The organism is Mycobacterium sp. NGS29, assembly GCF_059812965.1.
On record NZ_JCALDR010000007.1, the window covers coordinates 199,022 to 219,181 of the forward strand.

Genomic DNA, 20,160 nt, shown 5'->3' on the forward strand with positions numbered 1-20,160 from the left:
CTGGTGCCCCCGGAACTGTTGTCGGACAGAAAGCGAACACACTCATGGCGCCCACGCTGCGCCCCCGCCGATCGGCCCTCTACCTCCCGGGCAACAACGCCCGTGCCCTGGAGAAGGGCAAATCGCTCGCGGCTGATGTGTTGATCTTCGACCTCGAGGACGCGGTCGGTCCCGATGCGAAGGCCGACTCACGCAGCAGGGTGTGTGCAGCTGTCGCAAGCGGGGAGTATGCGCCCCGCGAGATCGTGGTGCGTATCAACGGCCTGGATACCGACTGGCACGACGACGATCTGGCCGCCGTGGCCGGTTCGGCCGCCGACGGCGTGCTGGTGCCGAAAGTCGAGACAGGCCAACAGGTTCAAGCGCTGACGGCGCGGTTGGAGGAGCTGGGTGCCGCGGAGTCGCTGCAGTTGTGGGTGATGGTCGAGACGCCGCGGGCGTTCCTGCGGATGGACGAGGTCGCCTCGGCCAGCGACCGGCTGGCCGCGCTGGTGGTCGGCACCAACGACCTGGTGAACGAGCTGCACGGACTGCACGTGCCCGGACGCGCCCCCGTCGTGCCCGCGTTGGCGCTGGCCGTGCTCGGGGCACGCGCCGCCGGCAAGGTCGTGCTGGACGGAGTGTTCAACGCCATCAAGGACGATGCCGGATTCCGCGCCGAAGCGCGCCAGGGCCGCGAGATGGGATTCGACGGCAAGACCCTGATCCATCCCTCGCAGGTGGATCCGGCCAACGCCGTATTCGGACCGTCGCAGGACGAGCTCGCCGACGCCACGAAGATCGTGCAGGCCTACGAACAGGCGCAGGCCGCCGGCGAGAGCGTCATCACCGTCGACGGCCGCATGATCGAAAGCCTGCACGTGCGGAACGCCGAGCGGATCCTGGCGCTGGCCGACCGCATCGCCGAACTGCAGTCGCAGACCCGATAGGCCGGCTCGATGCGGTTCAATTAGGTATTGCCGCCAATCGGCATTATTCTTGCGCGCGGCCCATCGTCGTCCCAGGAACACACCATGCCTCTTCAGCCCACTCTGCGGCGCGCACATTCGGTGCGCAGGGTTCGTAGTCCTCGCGTGAAATGCGTAACCGTTGGCCAGTGCTTCGACATCGATATCGCCCGCGATGCGGACGGTTGGTCGATCCGGATACCCGAGGTAGACGGGGTCGCCCGTGCCGCGGATCGGGCGGCGGTGGAATTGGCGGCCCGCCGCTGCATCGCGAGCCGGACCGGTATCCCGATCGGTTATGTGTCCGTCTTCGTCACACGCGAGATCGGTTAGCCGACACCCGAATTGCGGGCCGGTGTCAGATCTTCACCGTCAGCGGCCAGACCTTCCAGATGTCATCGCAGTATTCGGCGATCGCGCGATCTGACGAAAACTTGCCGCTGCGTGCGGTGTTCAGGATCGACATCTTGGTCCACGCGTCCCGGTCCACCCACGCTTCGCTGACCCGTTGCTGGCATTCCACATAGGACGCGAAGTCCGCACACACCAGAAACGGGTCGTGGTAGCGCAGATTGTCCACCAACGGCCGGAACACCTCCGGGTCGCCGTGTGAAAACAGCCCGCTGTCAATCAGATTCAGGACCGCCGCGAGCTCCTCGTTGCTGTCGATGTAGTCCGCCGGCCGATACCCGGCGGCCTGCAGGGCCTCGACCTCCTGCACGGTCATCCCGAACAGGAAGAAGTTCTCCGCGCCCGCCTCCTCGCGGATCTCGACGTTGGCGCCGTCGAGGGTACCGACGGTCAGGGCGCCGTTGATCATGAACTTCATGTTTCCGGTGCCCGATGCCTCCTTGCCCGCAGTCGAGATCTGTTCGGACACATTGGCCGCCGGGTAGATCAGGTGCGCGTTCTGCACGTTGAAGTTCGGGATGAACGCCACCTTCAGGAACTTGTTGACCTCCGGGTCGGCGTTGATGGTCTCGGCCACTGCGTTGATCAACTTGATGATTCGCTTGGCGATGAAATAACCGGGCGCCGCCTTGCCGCCGAAGATGAAGGCCCGCGGCGGAATCGAGAGACCGGGGTTCTGCTTGAGCCGGTAGTACAGCGCGATGATGTGCAGGACGTTGAGATGCTGGCGCTTGTATTCATGGATGCGCTTGACCTGAATGTCGAATATCCATTCCGGGTTCAGTTCGACACCGGTCGCCGAGCGGATGAACGAGGCCAAGCGAGCTTTGTTGGTGCGCTTGATGTCCCGCCACTGCTCGCGGAACGCGCTCTTGTCGACGAACTCCTCCAACCCGCGCAGCTGGTCGAGATCCTTGAGCCAGCCCTCGCCGATGGTGCGGTCCAACAGCTCCCGCAACCCGGGGTTGGCCAGCGCCAGGAAGCGTCGGGGCGTCACCCCGTTGGTCTTGTTGCTGAACCTTTCCGGCCACATTTCGTAGAAGTCTTTGAGCACACTGTCTTTCAGCAGTTCCGAGTGCAGCGCGGCGACACCGTTGATGGCGTGGCTGCCGACGGTGGCCAGATGCGCCATCCGGACGAACTTGGCGCCATCCTCGCCGATCAGCGACATCCGCCGTACCCGCTCGGCGTCGCCGAGGAACTTGATACGCACCTCGTCGAGGAACCGGCTGTTGATCTCGTAGATGATCTCGAGGTGCCGCGGCAGTGATTGGCCGAACATCTCCAGCGGCCAGGTCTCCAGCGCCTCGGGCAGCAGCGTGTGGTTGGTGTAGGCGAAGGTCGCCACGGTGATGTCCCACGCCTCGTCCCAGTCCAGCTGACGTTCGTCGATCAGCAGGCGCATCAATTCGGCGACACCGATGGACGGATGAGTGTCGTTGAGCTGTAAGGCAAACCGCTGGGGGAGCTCCCGGACTCCCGCATCGGCCAGGTCGTCCATGATGTGCAGCACGTGCTGCAGCGAACAGGAGACGAAGAAGTGCTGTTGCAGCAGGCGCAGCCGCTTGCCGGCCTCCGGCTCGTCGTTGGGGTATAGCACCTTGGTGACCGTCTCGGAGGTGACCTCGTCCTCGACGGCCTTGTAGTAGTCGCCGGTGTTGAACGCTTCCAACGCAAAGGACTTGACCGCACGCGCGCTCCACAGGGTCAGTACGTTGCAGGTGTTGACGCCGTAGCCCTGGATGGGGGTGTCGTAGGCGGTGCCCTTGAGCATCAGGCCCGGCACCCACCGGGCGCGGTCGCGGTCGTTGTCGTCGGTGTAGTGCTCGACGTGACCGCCCCACTTGACCAGATAGTTGACGTCGGGTTTGGCTATCTCCCAAGGGTTTCCGCTGTCCAGCCAGTTGTCGGTCTGCTCGACCTGCCAGCCGTCGTGGATCTCCTGGTCGAAGATGCCGAACTCGTAGCGGATGCCGTATCCGATGGCGGGGCGTTCCAGGGTGGCCAGCGAGTCCAGGTAGCACGCGGCGAGCCGGCCCAGGCCGCCGTTGCCCAGACCCGGTTCCTCCTCGCACGCCAGAACCTCGTCGAGGCGCTGGCCCATCGCGGCGAGCGCGGTCTTGGCCGCCCGCTCCAGACCGAGGTTCAACAGATTGTTGCCCAGTTGCGGGCCCATCAGGAACTCGGCGGACAGATAGCAGGTCACCTTGCGACCGAGATCCAGGGAGACCTGCGTGGAGGCCACCCGGCGGTCCTGCATGCGGTCACGCACAGCCAGGGCGAGCGCGCGGTAATAGTGCTCGGGCCGCAGGGCGGCGGCCGGACGTCCGATCGAATACCGCAGATGGTCGGTGATCGCCCGTTGCAGGGCGGCCGCACCCATTCCGGTGCGCGAGTGCTCGTTCAGCTCCGAGCGCGCGCCGGCGTCGTTGGTGGTGCGGTCGAGGTCGGTCATGGTGAGTCCTACTCTCTCGAGATTCTTCGACAGTCGCACCGACTTACCCGGCGGCAGCAGAAAGTGGGTCTGGCAGCGATGCTTGCACACCCGGCTCGCTTTTGCCTTCCTGATCGCCGTCAAAAACGTGAACGGCACGCCACGTCCTTACGACGCGCCGTCGACGGCCAGGCCGCGCAACGCCCGCGGCAACGGACCCTGGTGCAGCACGCCCAGGCGCTGCGTGGCGCGGGTCAGGGCGACGTAGAGCTCGGCCGCCCCGCGTGGATTCTCGGCCAGGATCCGTTGCGGCTCCACGACCAGGACCGCGTCGAACTCCAGGCCCTTGGTCTGCGACGGAGGTACCGTGCCCGGCACATCCGACGGCCCGATCACCACACTGGTACCCTCGCGGCCGGCCTCGTCCCGAACGAATTCTGCTATCGCAGCGGGCAATTCGTGGGCATCGAGCTGCTTGGACCAGGGCGGTACGCCGCTGGCCCGGACCGACTCCGGTGGCGCGGTATCGGGCGCGAACTCGGCCAGCAACCCGGCGGCCACCGCCATGATCTCTGCCGGGGTCCGGTAGTTCACCGACAGCGACCGGTAAACCCACCTGCCGGGAACGTAGGGCGCCAGCACCGATTCCCAGGACCTCGCACCGGCCGCCGACCGGCGCTGGGCCAGATCACCGACCACGGTGAAAGACCGTGCCGGGCAGCGCCGCATCAACACCCGCCAGTCCATCTCAGAAAGCTCCTGGGCCTCGTCGACCACCACATGCCGGTAGGTCCAGGTACGGTCGGCGGCGGCGCGCTCGGCCAGCTCACGAGCGTCGCCTTCGACGAACCGCTCGGCCAGGTCCTCGCCGTAGAGCAGATCCTGGGCCAGCAGCTGATCCTCGTCGTCCATCAGGTCCTCGCGGCTGACCATCAGATCCAGCACGCCCGCGGCGTACGCGGCCTCCTCACGTTGCTCGCGTTCGGCCTGCTGCCTGGCCAGTTCTTCGGCTTCCTTGTTGGTGCCCAGCAGGTCGACGAGTTCGTCCAGCAGCGGCACGTCCGACACCGTCCACGCGTCGCCGACGGCGCGCAGCAGCGCCGGATCGGCACCCGCCGCGCGCAGTCTCTCGGGGGACTCCAAGAGCGCGGACAGCAGTGCCTGCGGCGTCAGGATCGGCCAGAGCTCGTCGAGCGCAGCGGCGAAGGCGTCGTTGTCGGCGAGCTCCTCGATCAGTTCGTCCCGCAGCTTCTCCCACGCGTCCCGGTCCGAACGGGTCAGCCAGCCCCGCCCGATCTTGGCGATCGCCCGCTCGGTCAGCACATAGGTGACGATGTCGGTGAATGCGGCGCGGGCAGCGTTGTGTGGCAGCTTGGTGGCGCGCGCCTCCTCTCGCGCCCACTGCGCGGTTTCGGCGTCGATGCGCATCGTCACGTCGGACAACTTGATCAACAACGGATCCTGCGGCAGCTGTTGGCGGTCGGCGATGGCCGCGGTGAGTACGTCCAGGATCTGCAGCGATCCCTTCAGGGCTGCCGCCTCCGGTTCGTCCTCAGCGGTGACGGACAGCCCCGGCACCAGATCGCCGGTGGTCATGAACACCACCGTCGACTCGCCCAGCGACGGCAGCACCTGGCTGATGTGGTTGAGGAAGGCCGGGCTGGGTCCAATCACCAGCACCCCGTGGCGTTCCATCCGCGCCCGCTGGGTGTAGAGCAGGTAGGCGACGCGGTGCAGCGCGACCACCGTCTTGCCGGTGCCTGGACCGCCTTCGACGACCAGGACGCCGGCGTGGTCCAGGCGGATGATCTCGTCCTGCTCGGCCTGGATGGTCGCCACGATGTCGCGCATTCCGTCGCCACGCGGCGCATTGATCGCCGCCAGCAGCGCGGTGTCGCTTGAGCTTTGGTGTCCGTCACCGGATTCGGCCGGGTCCGGGCGGCCGAGCACTTCGTCGGTGAAGGCGACGATCCGACGGCCGCGGGTGTGAAACTGGCGGCGCCGACGCATGCCCTCGGGGTGGGCCGCGGTGGCTGTGTAGAACGCCCTGGCCGCCGGCGCCCGCCAATCGAGCAGCAGCGGCTCATACTCGTCGGACTCGTCGAGCAGCCCGATGCGGCCGATGTAGGTCGGGTGGCCTGCGACGCTGTCCAACCGGCCGAAGCACAGGCCGTCGTCGGCGACGTCGAGGCGCTTGATCCGCTTGGCCAGCGCACGCACCTCCACGTCGCGGTCCATCGGTGTTTCAGTCTCTGCGCGTAACGCCGCGCGGTACCTGGCCTGGGCGCGGGCGCGTTCATCGTCCAGCCGTGCGTACAGGCCGTCGACATAGGCCTGTTCTGAGCGCAGTTCGTCGGTCGCGCGGGTCAATGGGCACCGGCGAAATTCAAGGTGATCACCCCGGCAATGATCAGGCCGACGCCGACCACCTTGCCTGCCGACACCGGAGAACCGAGAAACATGACCGCGATCAGCACTATCGCGGCGGTGCCGACCGCCGACCACAGCGCGTAGGCGACGTCGGTCTGCATGCCCCGCGCGATCGACAACGACAGCAACGCAAACGACGCGGCATAACCGAGCAGGCACACCGCGGTGGGCCACAATCGGGTGAACCCGTCGGTGCTCTTGAGCAGGCTCGTCGCTCCGACCTCGGCGAAGATCGCGACGAACAGGAACAGATAGGCCAGCATTGGTCTCCTCGCGCAGCTCTACATCTACAGACCTACACGAAGTCCGACCTCCGTAACGTAGGGGCATGACCGAGAATCTGACGCACCGCCTCGTCGGCTATTCGCCGGCAGTGTTGAGCCTGTTCCGCTTGGTTTATGGCCTGCTTTTCGCCGGTCACGGTTCGATGATTCTGTTCGGCTGGCCCGTCGCCACCGGGCACCACGTCGGGGTCGGCGACTGGCCGGGTTGGTATGCCGGACTGATCGAGCTGGTGACAGGGGTGTTGGTCGCGGCGGGGCTGTTCACCCGTGCCGCCGCATTCCTGGCTTCTGGCACGATGGCCGTCGCGTACTTCTGGATGCACCAACCGAATGCGCTCTGGCCGATCGGTGAGGCACCGGGTGGCAACGGCGGAACCCCGGCGATACTGTTCTGCTTCGGTTTCTTCCTGCTGGTGTTCCTGGGTCCGGGCAGGTATGCCGTCGACACGATTCGAACTGCGAAAGCTCAACGCCCGCAAGGATAATCAGGCGTCGAGGTCGGTGCTCGTGGTGGTCTTCTCCCAGGCCGAAATCTCCTTGGCGCGGCGCTCGGCGATGAAGCGGTACGAAAACAGCGCGTCTTGGCCGAGCAGCAGAAACGCCGGAGGTTCGTCGGCCTCGACGGCGGCCATGATCGCCGCACCGGCTTTCGCGGGGTCACCGACCTGGGCGCCGTGCATGGTGTCGTTCTCTTTGCGGCGCCGACCGGCGGTGTCGGCGTAGTCGTCGATGACGGTGGACGTCTGCTTCAGGGACCGGCCGGCGAAGTCGGTGCGGAACGCGCCGGGTTCGACGACGGTGACCGAAATGCCCAGGGGCGCAAGCTCGCCGTGCAATGCCCCGCTCATCGCCTCCACCGCAGCCTTGGCCGCCGAATAGTAGCCGGAGCCGACCGGGGTCAGTTGCACGCCGATCGAGGAGATGTTGACGATGGCGCCGGAGCCGCGCTCCCGCATGCTGGGCAGCACGGCCTTGATCATGGCGATGGTGCCGAAGAAGTGCGTCTCGAACAACGCGCGCACGTCCGCGTCCTCACCCTCCTCGATCGCCGCGCGGTAACCGTAGCCGGCATTGTTGACCAGCACGTCCACGCCGCCGAAACGGTCCTGTGCCTGCTCGAAGGCCGACGCGATCTGCTCGGGGTCGGTGACGTCCAGGGCGACCGCGAGCACCCGTTCGGCCGTGGCCTCGGCCAGCTTTTCCACGCTGGACACATCGCGGGCGGTGACGACTGCGTTATGACCGGCTGCGATGACAGCCTCGGCCAGGGCGCGGCCGAGGCCGGTCGAACAGCCGGTGATGAGCCAGGTGGACAACCCAGTGGTTCCTTTCGGTCACGATCGCCAGCGAGCCGACCGGAACTACCAATTATTTTGACAAGCAGACGATTTCGCCGACGCCAATGCTAGAAGCCCATCTTTCGGCACTTGGCGGTCCGATTCTGGCAAAACATCCCGCTGCCGGTCCAGTCTTTGGCGCCGGGCACACCGAAGTTGTTGGGCGTGTCCGTCGAGCGGAAATCCTGCGCCATGCCCGGTTGAATGACGGTCAGGAAATCCTCGATCAACGGTGGGGATGTGTCTTCCGGGTCCGCTGCGGCTACGCCGGTTCCGCCGACCAGGGCCGCAACGGTCATCAGACCGGCGGCAAGTGCCGAAGCGAACTTAGGAAGGCTCATCGGTCGCCCTCTCTGCTTGTGACGCGAATCACGGGCCGGCATCAAGCGTACCCGCGAACTGATGTGCGATCCGAGCCTGCCGAGTCTTCGTCGCAAACCGGCCACAAACTCACAACAACTCTGATTGCGGCGGCCAGCAAAGCGTTTGGCAAACCAGGCCGTGCATACCGTGAAGCGCGTGATGCCGATGTCCGCCGTGGTTCGTCGTGCCGCGGCCGTCGCTGTGTGTCTGGTCACGTCCATGACCACACCCTCGGCGGCTGCCCAGCCGGACGCCGAACCGGCAGGAGCGGTCGCTGGCGGAGCCGTACCCCCGGGCGTTCCTGTCCGGATCACGACGCCCGACGGCTGGATCCTGGCGCTCGGCGCCAAAGACGAGCGGCATGTTCCGGTGGCGCCGCTGACGACTGCGGTCTCGTCGCGTGAATACCTGTCCAGCGGAGTGTTCGTGGCTTCGCTGACCGGGCCCGAACCTCCGCACGGCGTGCTCGAAGTGGGGTACGAGATCGGTTGCGGCATCGACATGAGCACGGCCAACGGCGTCACCATGGCCAACGGCGCCGGTGTCTCGCCTTCGCTCGGCGCGGTGGTGCCGTTCGGGCCCGGGGAGCCGTTCCAGCTGCTACCGATCCTCGGCGCGCAGTACAACAGCGTGGTCAGTGTCGGGCTCAAACCCGGATTCGTGGTGGTGGTCCCGGTGGTCCGCAAAGAGTTCAAAGGCCCGAACCCGTGGATCATGATCAACGAGTTCCACATGAAGATCGACGGCTGCGTCGGGCAGTCCTTTGTCCGCTCGTACTCGACCCTGACCCGCATCACCGACGAGTCTGATGTGGTGTTGTCCTACGTCGGGTCCACCAAGGCGGTCTGAGTCAGGAGTACGAAGCTCCGAAGTTCGGCACCGCCTGGAAGCCGTCGGCGTGGGCGGCGGCGGCCGCGCGTCGGATCGGCAGGATCAGCGGCACGAACAGGATCTGGTCCAGCATGATCGGCGTGATGAGCCGGTTGTGCACGAAGGCGAACGAACTCTTGGTCACCGGGTCGGCCCAGCCGATCGTCCCGCCCAGGCCGGCGTGCCCGAATCCGCGGAGCAAGCCGGGCACCGGCGAGCCGTGGTAGCCGAGGTGGAACGACATCGGCACCACCAGATTGAGGTCTGGTCGCAGACTGGTTTTGCCGAGCAGATCGCGCGCCAATTCCGTTGACAGTAACTGTGTTTGGCCGGTGTGGCCGTCGTTGGCCAGCGCTCCGTACATGCGCGCCAGACCGCGCGCCGTCACCACGGCGTTGACGGACGGGATCTCACCGTCGAGCAGGGGAGTGTCGCCCTGGATCAACGAGGTGATGCCGGGGACGTAGATCGCGCCCAGACCGCCGGCGACCGGGAGTTCCGACAGCCAGGGTGCGAGCCGGTCGAACAGCGGGTTCGCCCGGGTCGTCTGCGGGAACATGATTTGCGCGGCCGTGGTGGGCGCGTCCGCCGGCGGACGGCCCAAGTGCAGGCCATCGGTGTCGAGTGGTTGGGCGACCTCGGTGCGGAACAACTCGCGCATGCCCTTGCCGGTGATGGCGCGGGCCAGTCCGGAGGTGAGCCAACCGTAGGTGAACGCGTGGTAGGCCGCCCGGCCGGCGTGGCGGTCGACGGGCGCGGCGGCGAGTCGTTCCTCCATCAACCGGTGGTCGAGCAGTTGCTCCTTGGTCACGCCCTTGAGGTGGGACAGCCCGGTCTTGTGCCCGAGCATGTCGCGCACGGTGATCGCGGACTTGCCGTTGGCGCCGAACTCGGGCCAGTACCGCGCGACCGGTTCGTCGTAGGCCAATTGGCCGCGGTCGACCAGGCGGTGCAGGATCGTCGCGGCGACCCCCTTGCTGGCCGAGAAGACCATGGCGCCGGTATCGGCCGTCCACGGGATCTTGCCGTCCCGGTCTGACCAGCCTGTCCAGATGTCGACGACCGGTTCGCCGTCGACGTAGACCGACAGGGAACCGCCGCCGAATCGCGGATCGCCGTTGAACAGCTTGGCGAAGGTGCGGACCGCGCAGGAAAAACGGGGGTCCGCGGCGCCGTGCACATGCCCCGGTAGGTCGGAATCGACGTCGACAATCGCTGGCTTCGTCATGGTAATCATATTACCCAAAATGGATAACTATATTCTGTGAGCTAGTCCGCCAACGCGCGTCCGACGATGAGCGGGTCGGGCTCGCCGACCAATTCGTGGTCTTTGTCCGCGTAGTCGAACTTGGCGAGCAGATGGCGCATCGCGTTGATGCGGGCACGCTTCTTGTCGTTGCTCTTGACCACGATCCACGGGGCGAAGTCGGTGTCAGTGGCAGCGAACATCTCCTCCTTGGCCGCGGTGTAGGCCTCCCACCGGTGAATGGCCTCCACGTCCATTGGGGAGAACTTCCACTGCTTGACCGGGTCCACGAGCCGGATGGCGAACCGGGTGCGTTGCTCAGCCGGCGACACCGAGAACCAGAGTTTGGTCAGGTTGATGCCGTCGTCGACCAGCAGGCGCTCGAAAGACGGTGTCTGTTCCAGGAATTGGGCATGTTGTTCGGCGGTGCAAAAACCCATCACCTTCTCCACGCCGGCGCGGTTGTACCAGGAGCGGTCGAATAAGACGATGTCGCCGGCGGCCGGGAGATGGGACACATAGCGCTGGAAATACCACTGGGTCTTCTCCCGATCGCTCGGCTTCTCCAGTGCGACCACTCGGGCGGTGCGCGGGTTGAGATGCTCGGTGAAACGCTGGATGGTCCCACCCTTGCCGGCGGCGTCGCGGCCCTCGAACAAAATCAGATGCCGGGCACCGGTCTGGCGGCTGTGGTTCTGCAGCTTGAGCAACTCGATCTGCAATCGCCGCTTGAGCCGGTCGTACTCGTCGCGGGGCATGCGCTCGTCGTAGGGGTATCGCTCCCGCCAGGTGGCGACCGGGTTGCCGTCGCGGTCGAGCAGCACCGGGTCGTCGTCATCGCTGTCGTCGACGGTGTAGCCGTGCTCGGGAGTGGACAGGTCGTCCAGATCGATGTCGGGCATGATCCCGAATTACCCGGTAGCGATCGCGACTATCACAACCGTGCAGCGGCCCGCGTGAGCCGGAAGGTGCGTTGGAAGCCGGCCGGCTGCGTCGTCACGGTGACTTCCACCGCACCACCTGGCGCGACAACGTAGCGTTCCTCCACGTCGGGTCCCTCGCTCCACCGGTCGATCGGCTGGTGACCGAGATTGTCCCGGTCGTGCAGTGCGGGGTCGAACGGGAAGAACACCGGGTCGTAGGGTGTGACGTCGCCGTCGGGCCGGCCGTCGACCAGCCGGCTGCACTCCACGAACCGGAAATGTCCGATGTTGTGGGCCGCACGGTAGGTCCGGCTGACCACCAGCGGTGTATGACCGTCGACGGGCAGCGGTACATCCTTGGGCACGATCGGATCGAAGACGACGTCGGCGCCTGCCCTGGCCTCCCGGAAGACCCCGAAATGTCGCGAGAAGCGTTCGGAGAGAACAAAACCGGAGTTGATGTCCAGGAAGACCGCAAGACCGATGGCGGTTGCGGCGAACGGGTGCGGCGACCGTTTGACGCGCTTGTCGCCGAAATTGCTGCGCAGCATGCGCGCGACGAGTGGGAAGCTGCCTGCCCCGCCCACCACGTAGATGCCGGCCACTTCCGACCACGGCACATCCCGGCCGTCGCCGGCCGGGTCGCGCAGCACGCGGGACAGCAGGCCGGCAGTCTCGGCGACCAGCGGCGCGCACGCCGCATAGACGTCGTCGATACCGCAGGAGAACGGGGCTCGCTCGATCCCGTCGAAAGTCACATCCGCCAGGAAACGCCGGGTCTGCGGCCCGACGGCCTCTTTGCGGGCGGCGCATTCCTCCAACAGCAGCTCATAGCCGGCGCTGTCCAGCGGCGGCAGCTCGCAGCCGGCCAACACCAGTTGCGCGATCGCCTCGTCGAAGTCGTCACCGCCGAGCCGTTGGATGCCTTCGCTGACTACGACCTCGTTGACGTGGCCCGCCATCTTCAGCAGCGACGCGTCGAAGGTGCCGCCGCCGAGGTCGTAGATGAGGACGTACTCACGCTTGGCCGTGATCGTCGAGCGGTATCGGTGGGCGTACTCCAGGCCGGCGGCCGACGGTTCGTTCAGCAACGCGACGACGTCAAATCCCGCCGCCGCGAACGCATCCAGGGTGAGGAAGCGCTGTGCGCTGGTGGCGTTGGCCGGCACGCTGATCGCGGTCTCGACGGGGTCGTCAGGGCCGAAGCCGGCGTTGGACCGGTGATAGAGGTCGTGCCTGAGCTGTGCGAGGAAGCCGGTGAGCAGATCGGCCAGCGCATAGCTGCGGCCGGCCAAGGTGACCTGGGTGCGCGGTCCGGCGTCGTTGAGCAGCCTTTTCACCGAGCGCAGTATTTGCCACCCGGGTTCGTGGCGGACCGCGGCGGCGTCCGGGCCGAACCGCAGGTCCCCGGCCGCGTTGGCGGCGATCAGAGACGGCCATGCATCGACGCCGTCGAAGGCGACGACCGGGTAATTGCCACGGTCGACGATCGCAGCGACGGTGTGGGTGGTGCCGAAGTCGATACCGACTCTCATCAGACCCGATTCTAGGGGCGATTGTGCCTGCAACACATCAGGGCTACATTCTGCCGACATGGAGCCCCAGTGGCGGCCACTGCAGGATCCGACTGCCCGCGGTGCGTGCCGAGGTCATCGTCTCGATGAAGTTCCCGCCCGGCGTGGAATGGGGAACCCACTACCGCACCGGAATTGTTGTAGCGCACACCATTAGCGGAGCTTGGCGCTATCGGGAAAGCGACTGGGTATCTCGCGCGGGTGACACCCTCTATGAAGTCGCGGGCTCGTCGCACACGCCCGAAAGCTTCGAGGACACCGAGGTGTTCTTCTACATGATCGGCGAACTGCTCTTCCTCGATGGCGACAAGATCCTCTGGCAGGAAAACCACCAGACTTCCCTCGAGCGTTATGCCAATTACTGCGTCGGTAACGGAATTCCGATGCGAGACCTGACCAGCTGGCACGCCTAGCCGTTGCGGGGCAGGGCATCCCACTGACTTTGCACATCCCGCTCGGCGGCGGTGGGAATCAGACCCGCTGGCGCGAATCGCTTGGACGACACCGGATCGTCCTCGCTCGAAGGCCGCCCGGAACCGCGAATCACCTTGACTGCCATGATGATTCCGGCAGCGAATACCACCACGACGACCATCGCGAAGATGGCCGACAGGGTGCATTGGATCAAGGTGTTGCGGACGACGGCGTCGAGTTGATGGACGTCGGTCGCCGACCCGAACGCGGTCTTCCCGGCCTTCTTGGCGGCTGTGTACTGGGCGTGCTGCGTCCAGTACCCGACGGCGGGGTCCCCGGAGAAGATCTTCTGCCATGACGCGCTCAAGGTCACGGCTAAGTCCCACAGCAACGGTATGCCCGGTATCCACGCCCACTTGACTCTGCCCGCCTTGATGACGATGACGGTGATGAGCGTGAGCGCAATCGCTGCGAGCAGCTGGTTGGCGATGCCGAAGAGTGGGAAAAGGGTGTTGATCCCGCCGAGTGGATCGGTCACGCCGAGCAGCAGGATGCCGCCCCACGCGGCGACGACCACCACACTGCACAGCCACCCGCCGGGCCGCCAGCTCGGATTGCGCAGCGCGCGCAGTGGGCCACCGATGTTGCCGAGCGCATCGGAGATCATGAACCGGGCGACGCGGGTGCCGGCATCGACGGTGGTCAAGATGAACAGCGCCTCGAACATGATCGCGAAGTGGTACCAGAACGCCTTGAGACCGGTGCCGCCGAAGACCCGCTGCAGCATCTCGGACATGCCGAAGGCCAGTGTCGGCGCACCGCCGGTGCGCGACACGATGTATTGTTCCCCGACGCTACGGGCGGCCTGGTCGAGCTGGGCGGCGGTCGCCGGGCCGCCCGGCAGACCGAGACCGTTGACGTAGTGCGCGGCGCCGGCGGCGGTGTCATGGGTCTGGGCCGACGGCGCGTTGAGGGTGAAGTACAGGTGCTGGTCCAAGATCGCGGCGGTGAGCAGCGCCATCACCGCCACAAACGACTCGGTCATCATGCCGCCATAGCCGATCAACCGCATCTGGCCTTCCTTCTCCAACATCTTGGGCGTGGTGCCTGAGGAGATGAGGGCGTGGAATCCGGACAGCGCGCCACAGGCGACGGTGACGAACAGGAACGGGAACAGGGAGCCGGCGAACGCCGGACCGTTGGTCTGGGTGGCGAAGCGGGAGACCGCTGGTGCCGCGATCGTCGGGTGGGCGATGCAGATGCCGGCCGCGAGCAGCGTGATGGTGCCGATCTTCATGAACGTCGACAAGTAGTCGCGCGGAGCCAGCAGCAACCACACCGGCAGCACCGACGCTGCGAAGCCGTAGCCGATGAGCAACCAGCACAACGTGACCGGCGACAGGGTGCACCACCTGACACCCCACGCGGTGTTGGCGACCCAGTTGCCGGAGACCACCGCGAACAGCAGCAGCCCCGCGCCGACCCCGGATACCTCCGCGACCCGCCCGGGCCGCAGGAAGCGCAGGTAACAGCCCATGAACAGGGCGATGGGGATGGTCATGGCGATGGAGAAGACGCCCCACGGGCTCTTAGCCAGCGCCCGCACCACCACCAGGGCCAGCACCGCGATCAGGATCGTGATGATGATCGGGATGCCGATCAACGCGGCGGCACCTGCGGTCGCCCCCAATTCATCGCGGACCATCTGGCCCAGCGAGCGGCCCCGGCGTCGGGTGGAGATCCACAGCACCAGGTAGTCCTGGACGCACCCGGCCAGCACCGCACCGACGACGATCCAGATGGTGCTGGGCAGATAGCCCATCTGGGCGGCCAGCACCGGGCCGACGAGCGGGCCGGCGCCGGCGATCGCCGCGAAGTGGTGACCGAACACCACGCGCCGGTCGGTCGGCACATAGTCGCTGCCGTCGTCGAAGACCTCGGCCGGGGTGGCGTGATCGTCGCGGGGACGGACGATCTTGCTTTCGATCAACCGCGCATAGAACCGGTAGGCGATGAGGTAGGTGCAGACCGCCGCGACCACCACCCACACCGCGTTCACCCGCTCGGCCCGGACGATCGCGATGACGGTCCAGGCGATGGCGCCGACGACGGCGATGAGGCCGAAGAACACCTTGTGGCGCAGCGTGATCGGAGACTGGTCGAGGATCGCGACGGGCGGCAGGTCGGGCTCGGTGTTGATGTAGCTGATCTGCTGGTCGGCCACGGCCAGAACCCTACAAGGGCGAACCCGCTCTTGGCGGGTCAGTACATCGCGCGCACGGCGTCGATAGTGTCGGCTTCCGCTGGACGCTTGTCGTCGCGGTAGCGCACCACCCGCGCGAACCGCAGTGCGACTCCGCCCGGATACCGCGACGAGCCCTGTACGCCGTCCAGCGCGATCTCGACGACCTGCTCGGGCCGCACGTGCACGACGTACCCGTCGGTGCCGCCGGTGGCGAGTTCGCTGAACCGCGCGGTCTGCCAGTCCAGCATGGCGTCGGTCATGCCCTTGAACGTCTTGCCGACCATGACGAATCCGCCGGTGTCGGGATCGCGGGCACCGAGGTGGATGTTGGACAGCTTGCCGCGGCGCCGCCCCGAACCCCATTCCACGGCCAGCACCACCAGGTCGAGGGTGTGCACCGGTTTGACCTTCACCCAACCCGCGCCCCGTCGGCCCGCCTGATACGGCGCGTCCGGGGCCTTGGCCATCACCCCCTCGTGACCGGCGGCCAGCGTCGCCTCCAGGAACGCCGCCGCCGCCGCAGGGTCGGAGGTGTGCAGGCGGTCGACGCGCTGGGACGCCGGCACCAACCCGTCCAGCGACGCCAGCCTTTCGCTGGTCGGCGCGTCCAGCAGGTCAGTGCCGTCTCGGTGCAGGATGTCGAAGAAGAACACCGACAGCGGCTGCTTGGCGCGGGCGGCGGCGACGTCCACCGAGCGGCCGAACCGCGATGCGGTGACCTGGAACCGGTGCGGACGGTTGTCCGGCCGCAGCGCGATCGCCTCGCCGTCGGCGATCAATTCGTGCACCGGTAACGCCAGGGTGGCCTCCACCACCTCCGGTAGCCGGGCGGTGACGTCGTCCAGGCTGCGGGTATAGACGGTGACCTGCTCGCCGGCGCGATGGATCTGAACCCGGGCGCCGTCCAGCTTGGCCTCGAATAGCGTTGTGCCGCCGTGCTTTTCGAGTGCTTCGGGGATGCTCGCCGCGGTTTGGGCCAGCATCGGGCCGACCGGGCGGCCCACCCGCAGCGTGAACGCGTCCAACGACCCGCCACTGAGCGCCGCGGCGGCGACCGCCGGCAGATCCCCGCCCAGCATCGCCGCACGCTGGACCGCGGCAGGGGGCAGGCCGGCCGCTTTGGCCACCGCGTCGGCCATGATGCCGGCCAGTGCGCCCTGGCGAAGCTCGCCGCCGAGCAGCCGCAGCAGAAAAGTCTGCTCGGTGTCGGTCGCCGCGGTGAACAGGCCGTTCAGCAGTGCCGCGCGGCGCGCCTGGGAGCCCTTACCGGAAATGCCACCGATCTCGGTGAAGACGGCGTCGACCTGACCGACCGTCAGCACCGGGTCCGACGCCGCCGGCGGCGGCGACCGGAGCGCGGCCCAGCCCACGCCGATCTGCCGTTGCCGCAGCACCCCGGAAAGCCACGACACGACGGTTGCGACCAGCTCGGCGTCCGGAGCGGCACGCCGCAACAGGTCGGCGATGTGGGCGACCTTGGTCAGCCGCGAGGATGTGCCGCCGACGTCAATCGACGTGCTGGCCAACTCGAGAAGGAGCACAGTGCTGAGCTTGACACGACTCACCGACAACCCCGCCGGACAGACCGGCTAGCGTGCCTCGGTAACGTTACAAATTCACGGGAATATGACAACCCAACAAACGGAGGTCCGGATGGAGATCAGCGGGAAGAAGGTCGTCGTCATCGGCGGTGCTTCGGGGATGGGACGTGCCAGCGCCGAACTGCTGCATGAACGCGGCGCGCAGGTGGCCGTGTTCGACCGGGAGAACTCGGACGGCAAGGAGGTCGCCGAGGCGATCGGCGGCAAGTTCTACCCCGTCGACGTCACCGACTTCGCCGGCACCGAGCAGACCTTGCAGGCCGCCGTCGACGACCTCGGTGGGCTGCACGTCACCGTCACCACCGCCGGCGGCGGTATCGCCAAGCGCACCATGACCAAGACCGGCCCGCACGACCTCGAGTCTTTCCAGTCCGTCATCGATCTCAACCTGATCGGCACCTTCAACATCAGCCGGTTGGCCGCCGCGCACATGAGCAAGAACGAGCCCGAGGACGACGAGCGCGGCGTCATCATCAACACCGCGTCCATCGCGGCCTTCGAGGGTCAGATCGGGCAGGTCGCCTACACCGCCGCCAAGGCGGGCATCGCGGGCATGTGCCTGACCATGGCGCGTGACCTGGGATCGCTCGGCATCCGGGTGCTGGCCATCGCCCCGAGCCTGTTCGCCACCGGCCTCACCAAGGGCATTCCGGACGAGTTCGCCACTGCCCTGACCAAGGACGCGGCCTTCCCCAAGCGCTTGGGCCGGCCCGAGGAGTACGCGAAACTGGTTGCGGCCATCGTGGACAACCCGATGCTCAACGGGCAATGCCTGCGCCTGGACGCCGGACAGCGGTTCGCGCCCAAGTAATGACCCACCGGTCGCGTCACCGGCGGTGAGTAGTCTCTGTAACTGATCCAGGAGCCCGCGACGGTGCGGGTCCTGCAGTGCCGCGAGGAGGGCCCGCATGGGTATCGCACTGACCGACGACCATCGCGAACTCGCCGAGGTAGCCCGCGCGTTCCTGACGTCGCAGAAGGCGCGGGCCGCCGCGCGGTCACTGCTGGACTCGCCGGAGGAGGCACGGCCCGGGTTCTGGCAGGGCATCGTCGAACTGGGTTGGCTCGGTCTGCACATCGACGAGGAGCAGGGCGGCTCCGGCTACGGCCTGCCCGAGTTGGTGGTCGTGGTCGAGGAACTCGGCCGTGCGGTGGCGCCCGGACCGTTTGTGCCGACCGTGATCGCCTCGGCGGTGATCGCCCACGACGGCAGCGACGAGCAGCAGTCGCGACTGTTACCCGGACTGCTCGACGGCACCGTCACCGCCGGTGTCGGGTTCGGTGGCGCCGTGCAGGTCTCCGACGGCGTTGCCGACGGCGCGGCGGGTGTGGTGCTGGGTGCCGGGCTGGCCGAACTGCTGCTGATCACGGCCGGTGACGACGTGCTGGTGCTGGAACGCGACCGCGACGGGGTGTCGGTGCAGGTACCCGAGAACCTGGATCCGACCCGGCGCTCCGGGCGGGTTCGGCTGGACAACGTCAAGGTGAGTGCCGACGACATCCTGCCGGGCGCCAGCGCGGCGGCTCTGGCCCGCGCCCGGACGTTGCTGGCCGCGGAGGCCGTCGGCGGAGCGACCGACTGCGTGGAGTCCGCGGTCGAATACGCCAAGGTGCGCAAGCAGTTCGGCCGTACCATCGCGACTTTCCAAGCCGTGAAGCACCACTGCGCGAACATGCTGGTGGCTGCCGAGTCGGCGCTGGCCGCGGTGTGGGACGCCGCGCGGGCGGCGGGTGAGGACGAACAGCAGTTCCGGCTCGTCGCCGCGGTCGCTGCTGCGCTGGCCTTCCCCGCCTACGCCCGTAACTCCGAACTCAACATCCAGGTGCACGGTGGGATCGGCTTCACCTGGGAGCACGACGCGCATCTGCACCTACGCCGCGCACTGGTGTCCTCGGCGGTCCTGGGTGGGGACGCGCCGGCGCAGGATGTCTTCGATCTGACGGCCGCCGGTGTCGCCCGGGACAACAGCCTCGATCTGCCGCCGGAGGCTGAGGAGCTGCGCACCCAGATCCGCGCCGACGCAGCCGAACTCGCCGCGCTGGACAAGAAAGCGCAGCGCGACAAACTGATCGCGACGGGTTACGTGATGCCGCACTGGCCCAAGCCATGGGGCCGGGCCGCGGATGCGGTGGCGCAGTTGGTCATCGAAGAGGAATTCCGCGAGGCGGGGATCAAGCGTCCCGACTACGGAATCACCGGCTGGGTCATCCTGACGTTGATTCAGCATGGAACCGACTGGCAGATCGAAAGATTCGTGGAGAAGGCGCTGCGCAAGGACGAGATCTGGTGCCAGTTGTTCTCCGAACCCGACGCCGGTTCGGACGCGGCGGCCGTCAAGACCCGGGCCACCCGCGTTGACGGTGGCTGGAAGATCAACGGCCAGAAGGTGTGGACGAGTGGGGCGCACTATTGCGCGCGCGGCCTGGCCACCGTGCGCACCGACCCGGAGGCGCCCAAGCACGCCGGAATCACCGCGGTGATCGTCGACATGAACGCCCCCGAGGTGGAAGTGCGCCCGCTGCGGCAGATCACCGGGGGTTCGGACTTCAACGAGGTGTTCTTCAATGACCTGTTCGTGCCGGACGAGGACGTGGTGGGGGCACCCAATTCGGGTTGGACGGTCGCGCGGGCCACGCTGGGCAACGAACGGGTCAGCATCGGCGGCAGCGGTTCGTTCTACGAGGCGCTGGCACCCGAGCTGGTCAAACTGGCTCAACAACGCTCAAATGAGTTGGCGGGCATCGTTATTCGGGTAGGCCGCTACCTCGCTGAGGAGAATGCGCTGCGGTTGCTGAACCTGCGCCGCGCGGCGCGCAGCGTGGAAGGCGCGGGCCCGGGGCCGGAAGGCAATGTCACCAAGCTCAAGCTGGCCGATCACATGATCGAGGGCGCGGCCATCTCGACGGCGCTGGCCGGACCCGAGACGGTGCTGCTGGACGGCGCCGGCGCGCTGGCGGGCCGGATGGTGATGGGGGCCCGCGGCATGGCGATTGCCGGCGGCACCTCAGAGGTGACCCGCAACCAGATCGCCGAGCGAATCCTCGGTATGCCCCGTGACCCGCTGATCAACTGAGGCGCAC

The 20,160-nt window shown here is 66.9% G+C and carries 16 protein-coding genes and 1 pseudogene; 7 read left to right on the forward strand and 10 right to left on the reverse strand.

The window, feature by feature from the left end:
- Window positions 1-44: 44 nt before the first annotated feature.
- On the forward strand, window positions 45-929 hold the full coding sequence (locus tag AC5Y5Z_RS12770) for an HpcH/HpaI aldolase/citrate lyase family protein (RefSeq protein ID WP_473139013.1): 885 nt from the start codon (window positions 45-47) through the stop codon (window positions 927-929).
- Window positions 930-1,073: 144 nt separating this feature from the next.
- On the forward strand, window positions 1,074-1,280 hold the full coding sequence (locus AC5Y5Z_RS12775; protein ID WP_463827746.1) for a long chain fatty acid-CoA synthetase Faa4p: 207 nt from the start codon (window positions 1,074-1,076) through the stop codon (window positions 1,278-1,280).
- A 25-nt stretch (window positions 1,281-1,305) separates the two neighbouring features.
- Here AC5Y5Z_RS12775 and AC5Y5Z_RS12780 read toward each other — a convergent pair whose 3' ends face one another.
- From AC5Y5Z_RS12780 to AC5Y5Z_RS12790, 3 genes are all read right to left on the reverse strand, one after another.
- The gene (locus AC5Y5Z_RS12780; protein WP_463827802.1) at window positions 1,306-3,813 is read right to left on the reverse strand and encodes a glycogen/starch/alpha-glucan phosphorylase; all 2,508 of its coding nucleotides are present in this window, start codon (window positions 3,811-3,813) and stop codon (window positions 1,306-1,308) included.
- Window positions 3,814-3,960: 147 nt separating this feature from the next.
- Window positions 3,961-6,162 (reverse strand): RNA polymerase recycling motor ATPase HelR, encoded by a 2,202-nt coding sequence (gene helR, locus AC5Y5Z_RS12785; protein WP_499925433.1) that lies wholly within the window; start codon window positions 6,160-6,162, stop codon window positions 3,961-3,963.
- Window positions 6,159-6,482: a DMT family transporter gene (locus AC5Y5Z_RS12790; RefSeq protein ID WP_463827803.1), complete on the reverse strand. Its 324-nt coding sequence runs from the start codon at window positions 6,480-6,482 to the stop codon at window positions 6,159-6,161. Before AC5Y5Z_RS12790 ends, helR begins: the two co-directional genes overlap by 4 nt.
- 68 nt (window positions 6,483-6,550) lie before the next feature.
- Between AC5Y5Z_RS12790 and AC5Y5Z_RS12795 the strand changes: the two genes are divergently transcribed.
- The gene (locus tag AC5Y5Z_RS12795; protein WP_499918008.1) at window positions 6,551-6,991 is read left to right on the forward strand and encodes a DoxX family protein; all 441 of its coding nucleotides are present in this window, start codon (window positions 6,551-6,553) and stop codon (window positions 6,989-6,991) included.
- On the opposite strand, the gene AC5Y5Z_RS12800 is transcribed toward AC5Y5Z_RS12795, so the two are convergent.
- Together AC5Y5Z_RS12800 and AC5Y5Z_RS12805 are read right to left on the reverse strand one after the other, a co-directional pair.
- Window positions 6,992-7,822 (reverse strand): oxidoreductase, encoded by an 831-nt coding sequence (locus AC5Y5Z_RS12800; protein ID WP_499925435.1) that lies wholly within the window; start codon window positions 7,820-7,822, stop codon window positions 6,992-6,994.
- Window positions 7,823-7,911: 89 nt separating this feature from the next.
- The gene (locus tag AC5Y5Z_RS12805) at window positions 7,912-8,427 is read right to left on the reverse strand and encodes a hypothetical protein (protein ID WP_463827808.1); all 516 of its coding nucleotides are present in this window, start codon (window positions 8,425-8,427) and stop codon (window positions 7,912-7,914) included.
- Here AC5Y5Z_RS12805 and AC5Y5Z_RS12810 point away from each other — a divergent pair.
- Window positions 8,366-9,055 (forward strand): MspA family porin, encoded by a 690-nt coding sequence (locus AC5Y5Z_RS12810; protein ID WP_463827804.1) that lies wholly within the window; start codon window positions 8,366-8,368, stop codon window positions 9,053-9,055. The genes AC5Y5Z_RS12805 and AC5Y5Z_RS12810 overlap by 62 nt on opposite strands.
- A gap of 1 nt (window position 9,056) precedes the next feature.
- On the opposite strand, the gene lipL is transcribed toward AC5Y5Z_RS12810, so the two are convergent.
- The 3 genes from lipL to AC5Y5Z_RS12825 are packed head-to-tail and all read right to left on the reverse strand — an operon-like array spanning window position 9,057 to window position 12,780.
- Complete coding sequence (lipL, locus tag AC5Y5Z_RS12815; RefSeq protein WP_499925437.1) at window positions 9,057-10,304, reverse strand: esterase/beta-lactamase LipL; 1,248 nt, start codon at window positions 10,302-10,304, stop codon at window positions 9,057-9,059.
- Window positions 10,305-10,345: 41 nt separating this feature from the next.
- Window positions 10,346-11,224 carry a polyphosphate kinase 2 gene (ppk2, locus tag AC5Y5Z_RS12820; RefSeq protein ID WP_463827751.1) on the reverse strand — a complete coding sequence of 293 codons (879 nt, stop codon included), beginning with the start codon at window positions 11,222-11,224 and terminating at the stop codon, window positions 10,346-10,348.
- Window positions 11,225-11,256: 32 nt separating this feature from the next.
- Window positions 11,257-12,780 carry an Hsp70 family protein gene (locus AC5Y5Z_RS12825; RefSeq protein WP_499925439.1) on the reverse strand — a complete coding sequence of 508 codons (1,524 nt, stop codon included), beginning with the start codon at window positions 12,778-12,780 and terminating at the stop codon, window positions 11,257-11,259.
- Window positions 12,781-12,881: 101 nt separating this feature from the next.
- Here AC5Y5Z_RS12825 and AC5Y5Z_RS12830 point away from each other — a divergent pair, with 101 nt between their 5' ends.
- Window positions 12,882-13,232, forward strand: a complete 351-nt coding sequence (locus AC5Y5Z_RS12830) for a cupin domain-containing protein (protein ID WP_499925482.1) — start codon at window positions 12,882-12,884, stop codon at window positions 13,230-13,232.
- On the opposite strand, the pseudogene AC5Y5Z_RS12835 reads toward AC5Y5Z_RS12830, so the two are convergent.
- Window positions 13,218-15,421: pseudogene (locus AC5Y5Z_RS12835) on the reverse strand (carbon starvation CstA family protein); the annotation flags it as partial. The gene AC5Y5Z_RS12830 and the pseudogene AC5Y5Z_RS12835 sit on opposite strands and share 15 nt — an antisense overlap.
- Before the next feature lie 74 nt (window positions 15,422-15,495).
- On the reverse strand, window positions 15,496-17,019 hold the full coding sequence (locus AC5Y5Z_RS12840; RefSeq protein WP_499925479.1) for an ATP-dependent DNA ligase: 1,524 nt from the start codon (window positions 17,017-17,019) through the stop codon (window positions 15,496-15,498).
- Window positions 17,020-17,131: 112 nt separating this feature from the next.
- Here AC5Y5Z_RS12840 and AC5Y5Z_RS12845 point away from each other — a divergent pair, with 112 nt between their 5' ends.
- Window positions 17,132-17,890 carry an SDR family NAD(P)-dependent oxidoreductase gene (locus AC5Y5Z_RS12845; RefSeq protein ID WP_463827753.1) on the forward strand — a complete coding sequence of 253 codons (759 nt, stop codon included), beginning with the start codon at window positions 17,132-17,134 and terminating at the stop codon, window positions 17,888-17,890.
- 97 nt (window positions 17,891-17,987) lie between these two features.
- Window positions 17,988-20,153 (forward strand): acyl-CoA dehydrogenase family protein, encoded by a 2,166-nt coding sequence (locus AC5Y5Z_RS12850; RefSeq protein WP_473139007.1) that lies wholly within the window; start codon window positions 17,988-17,990, stop codon window positions 20,151-20,153.
- Window positions 20,154-20,160 lie beyond the last annotated feature (7 nt).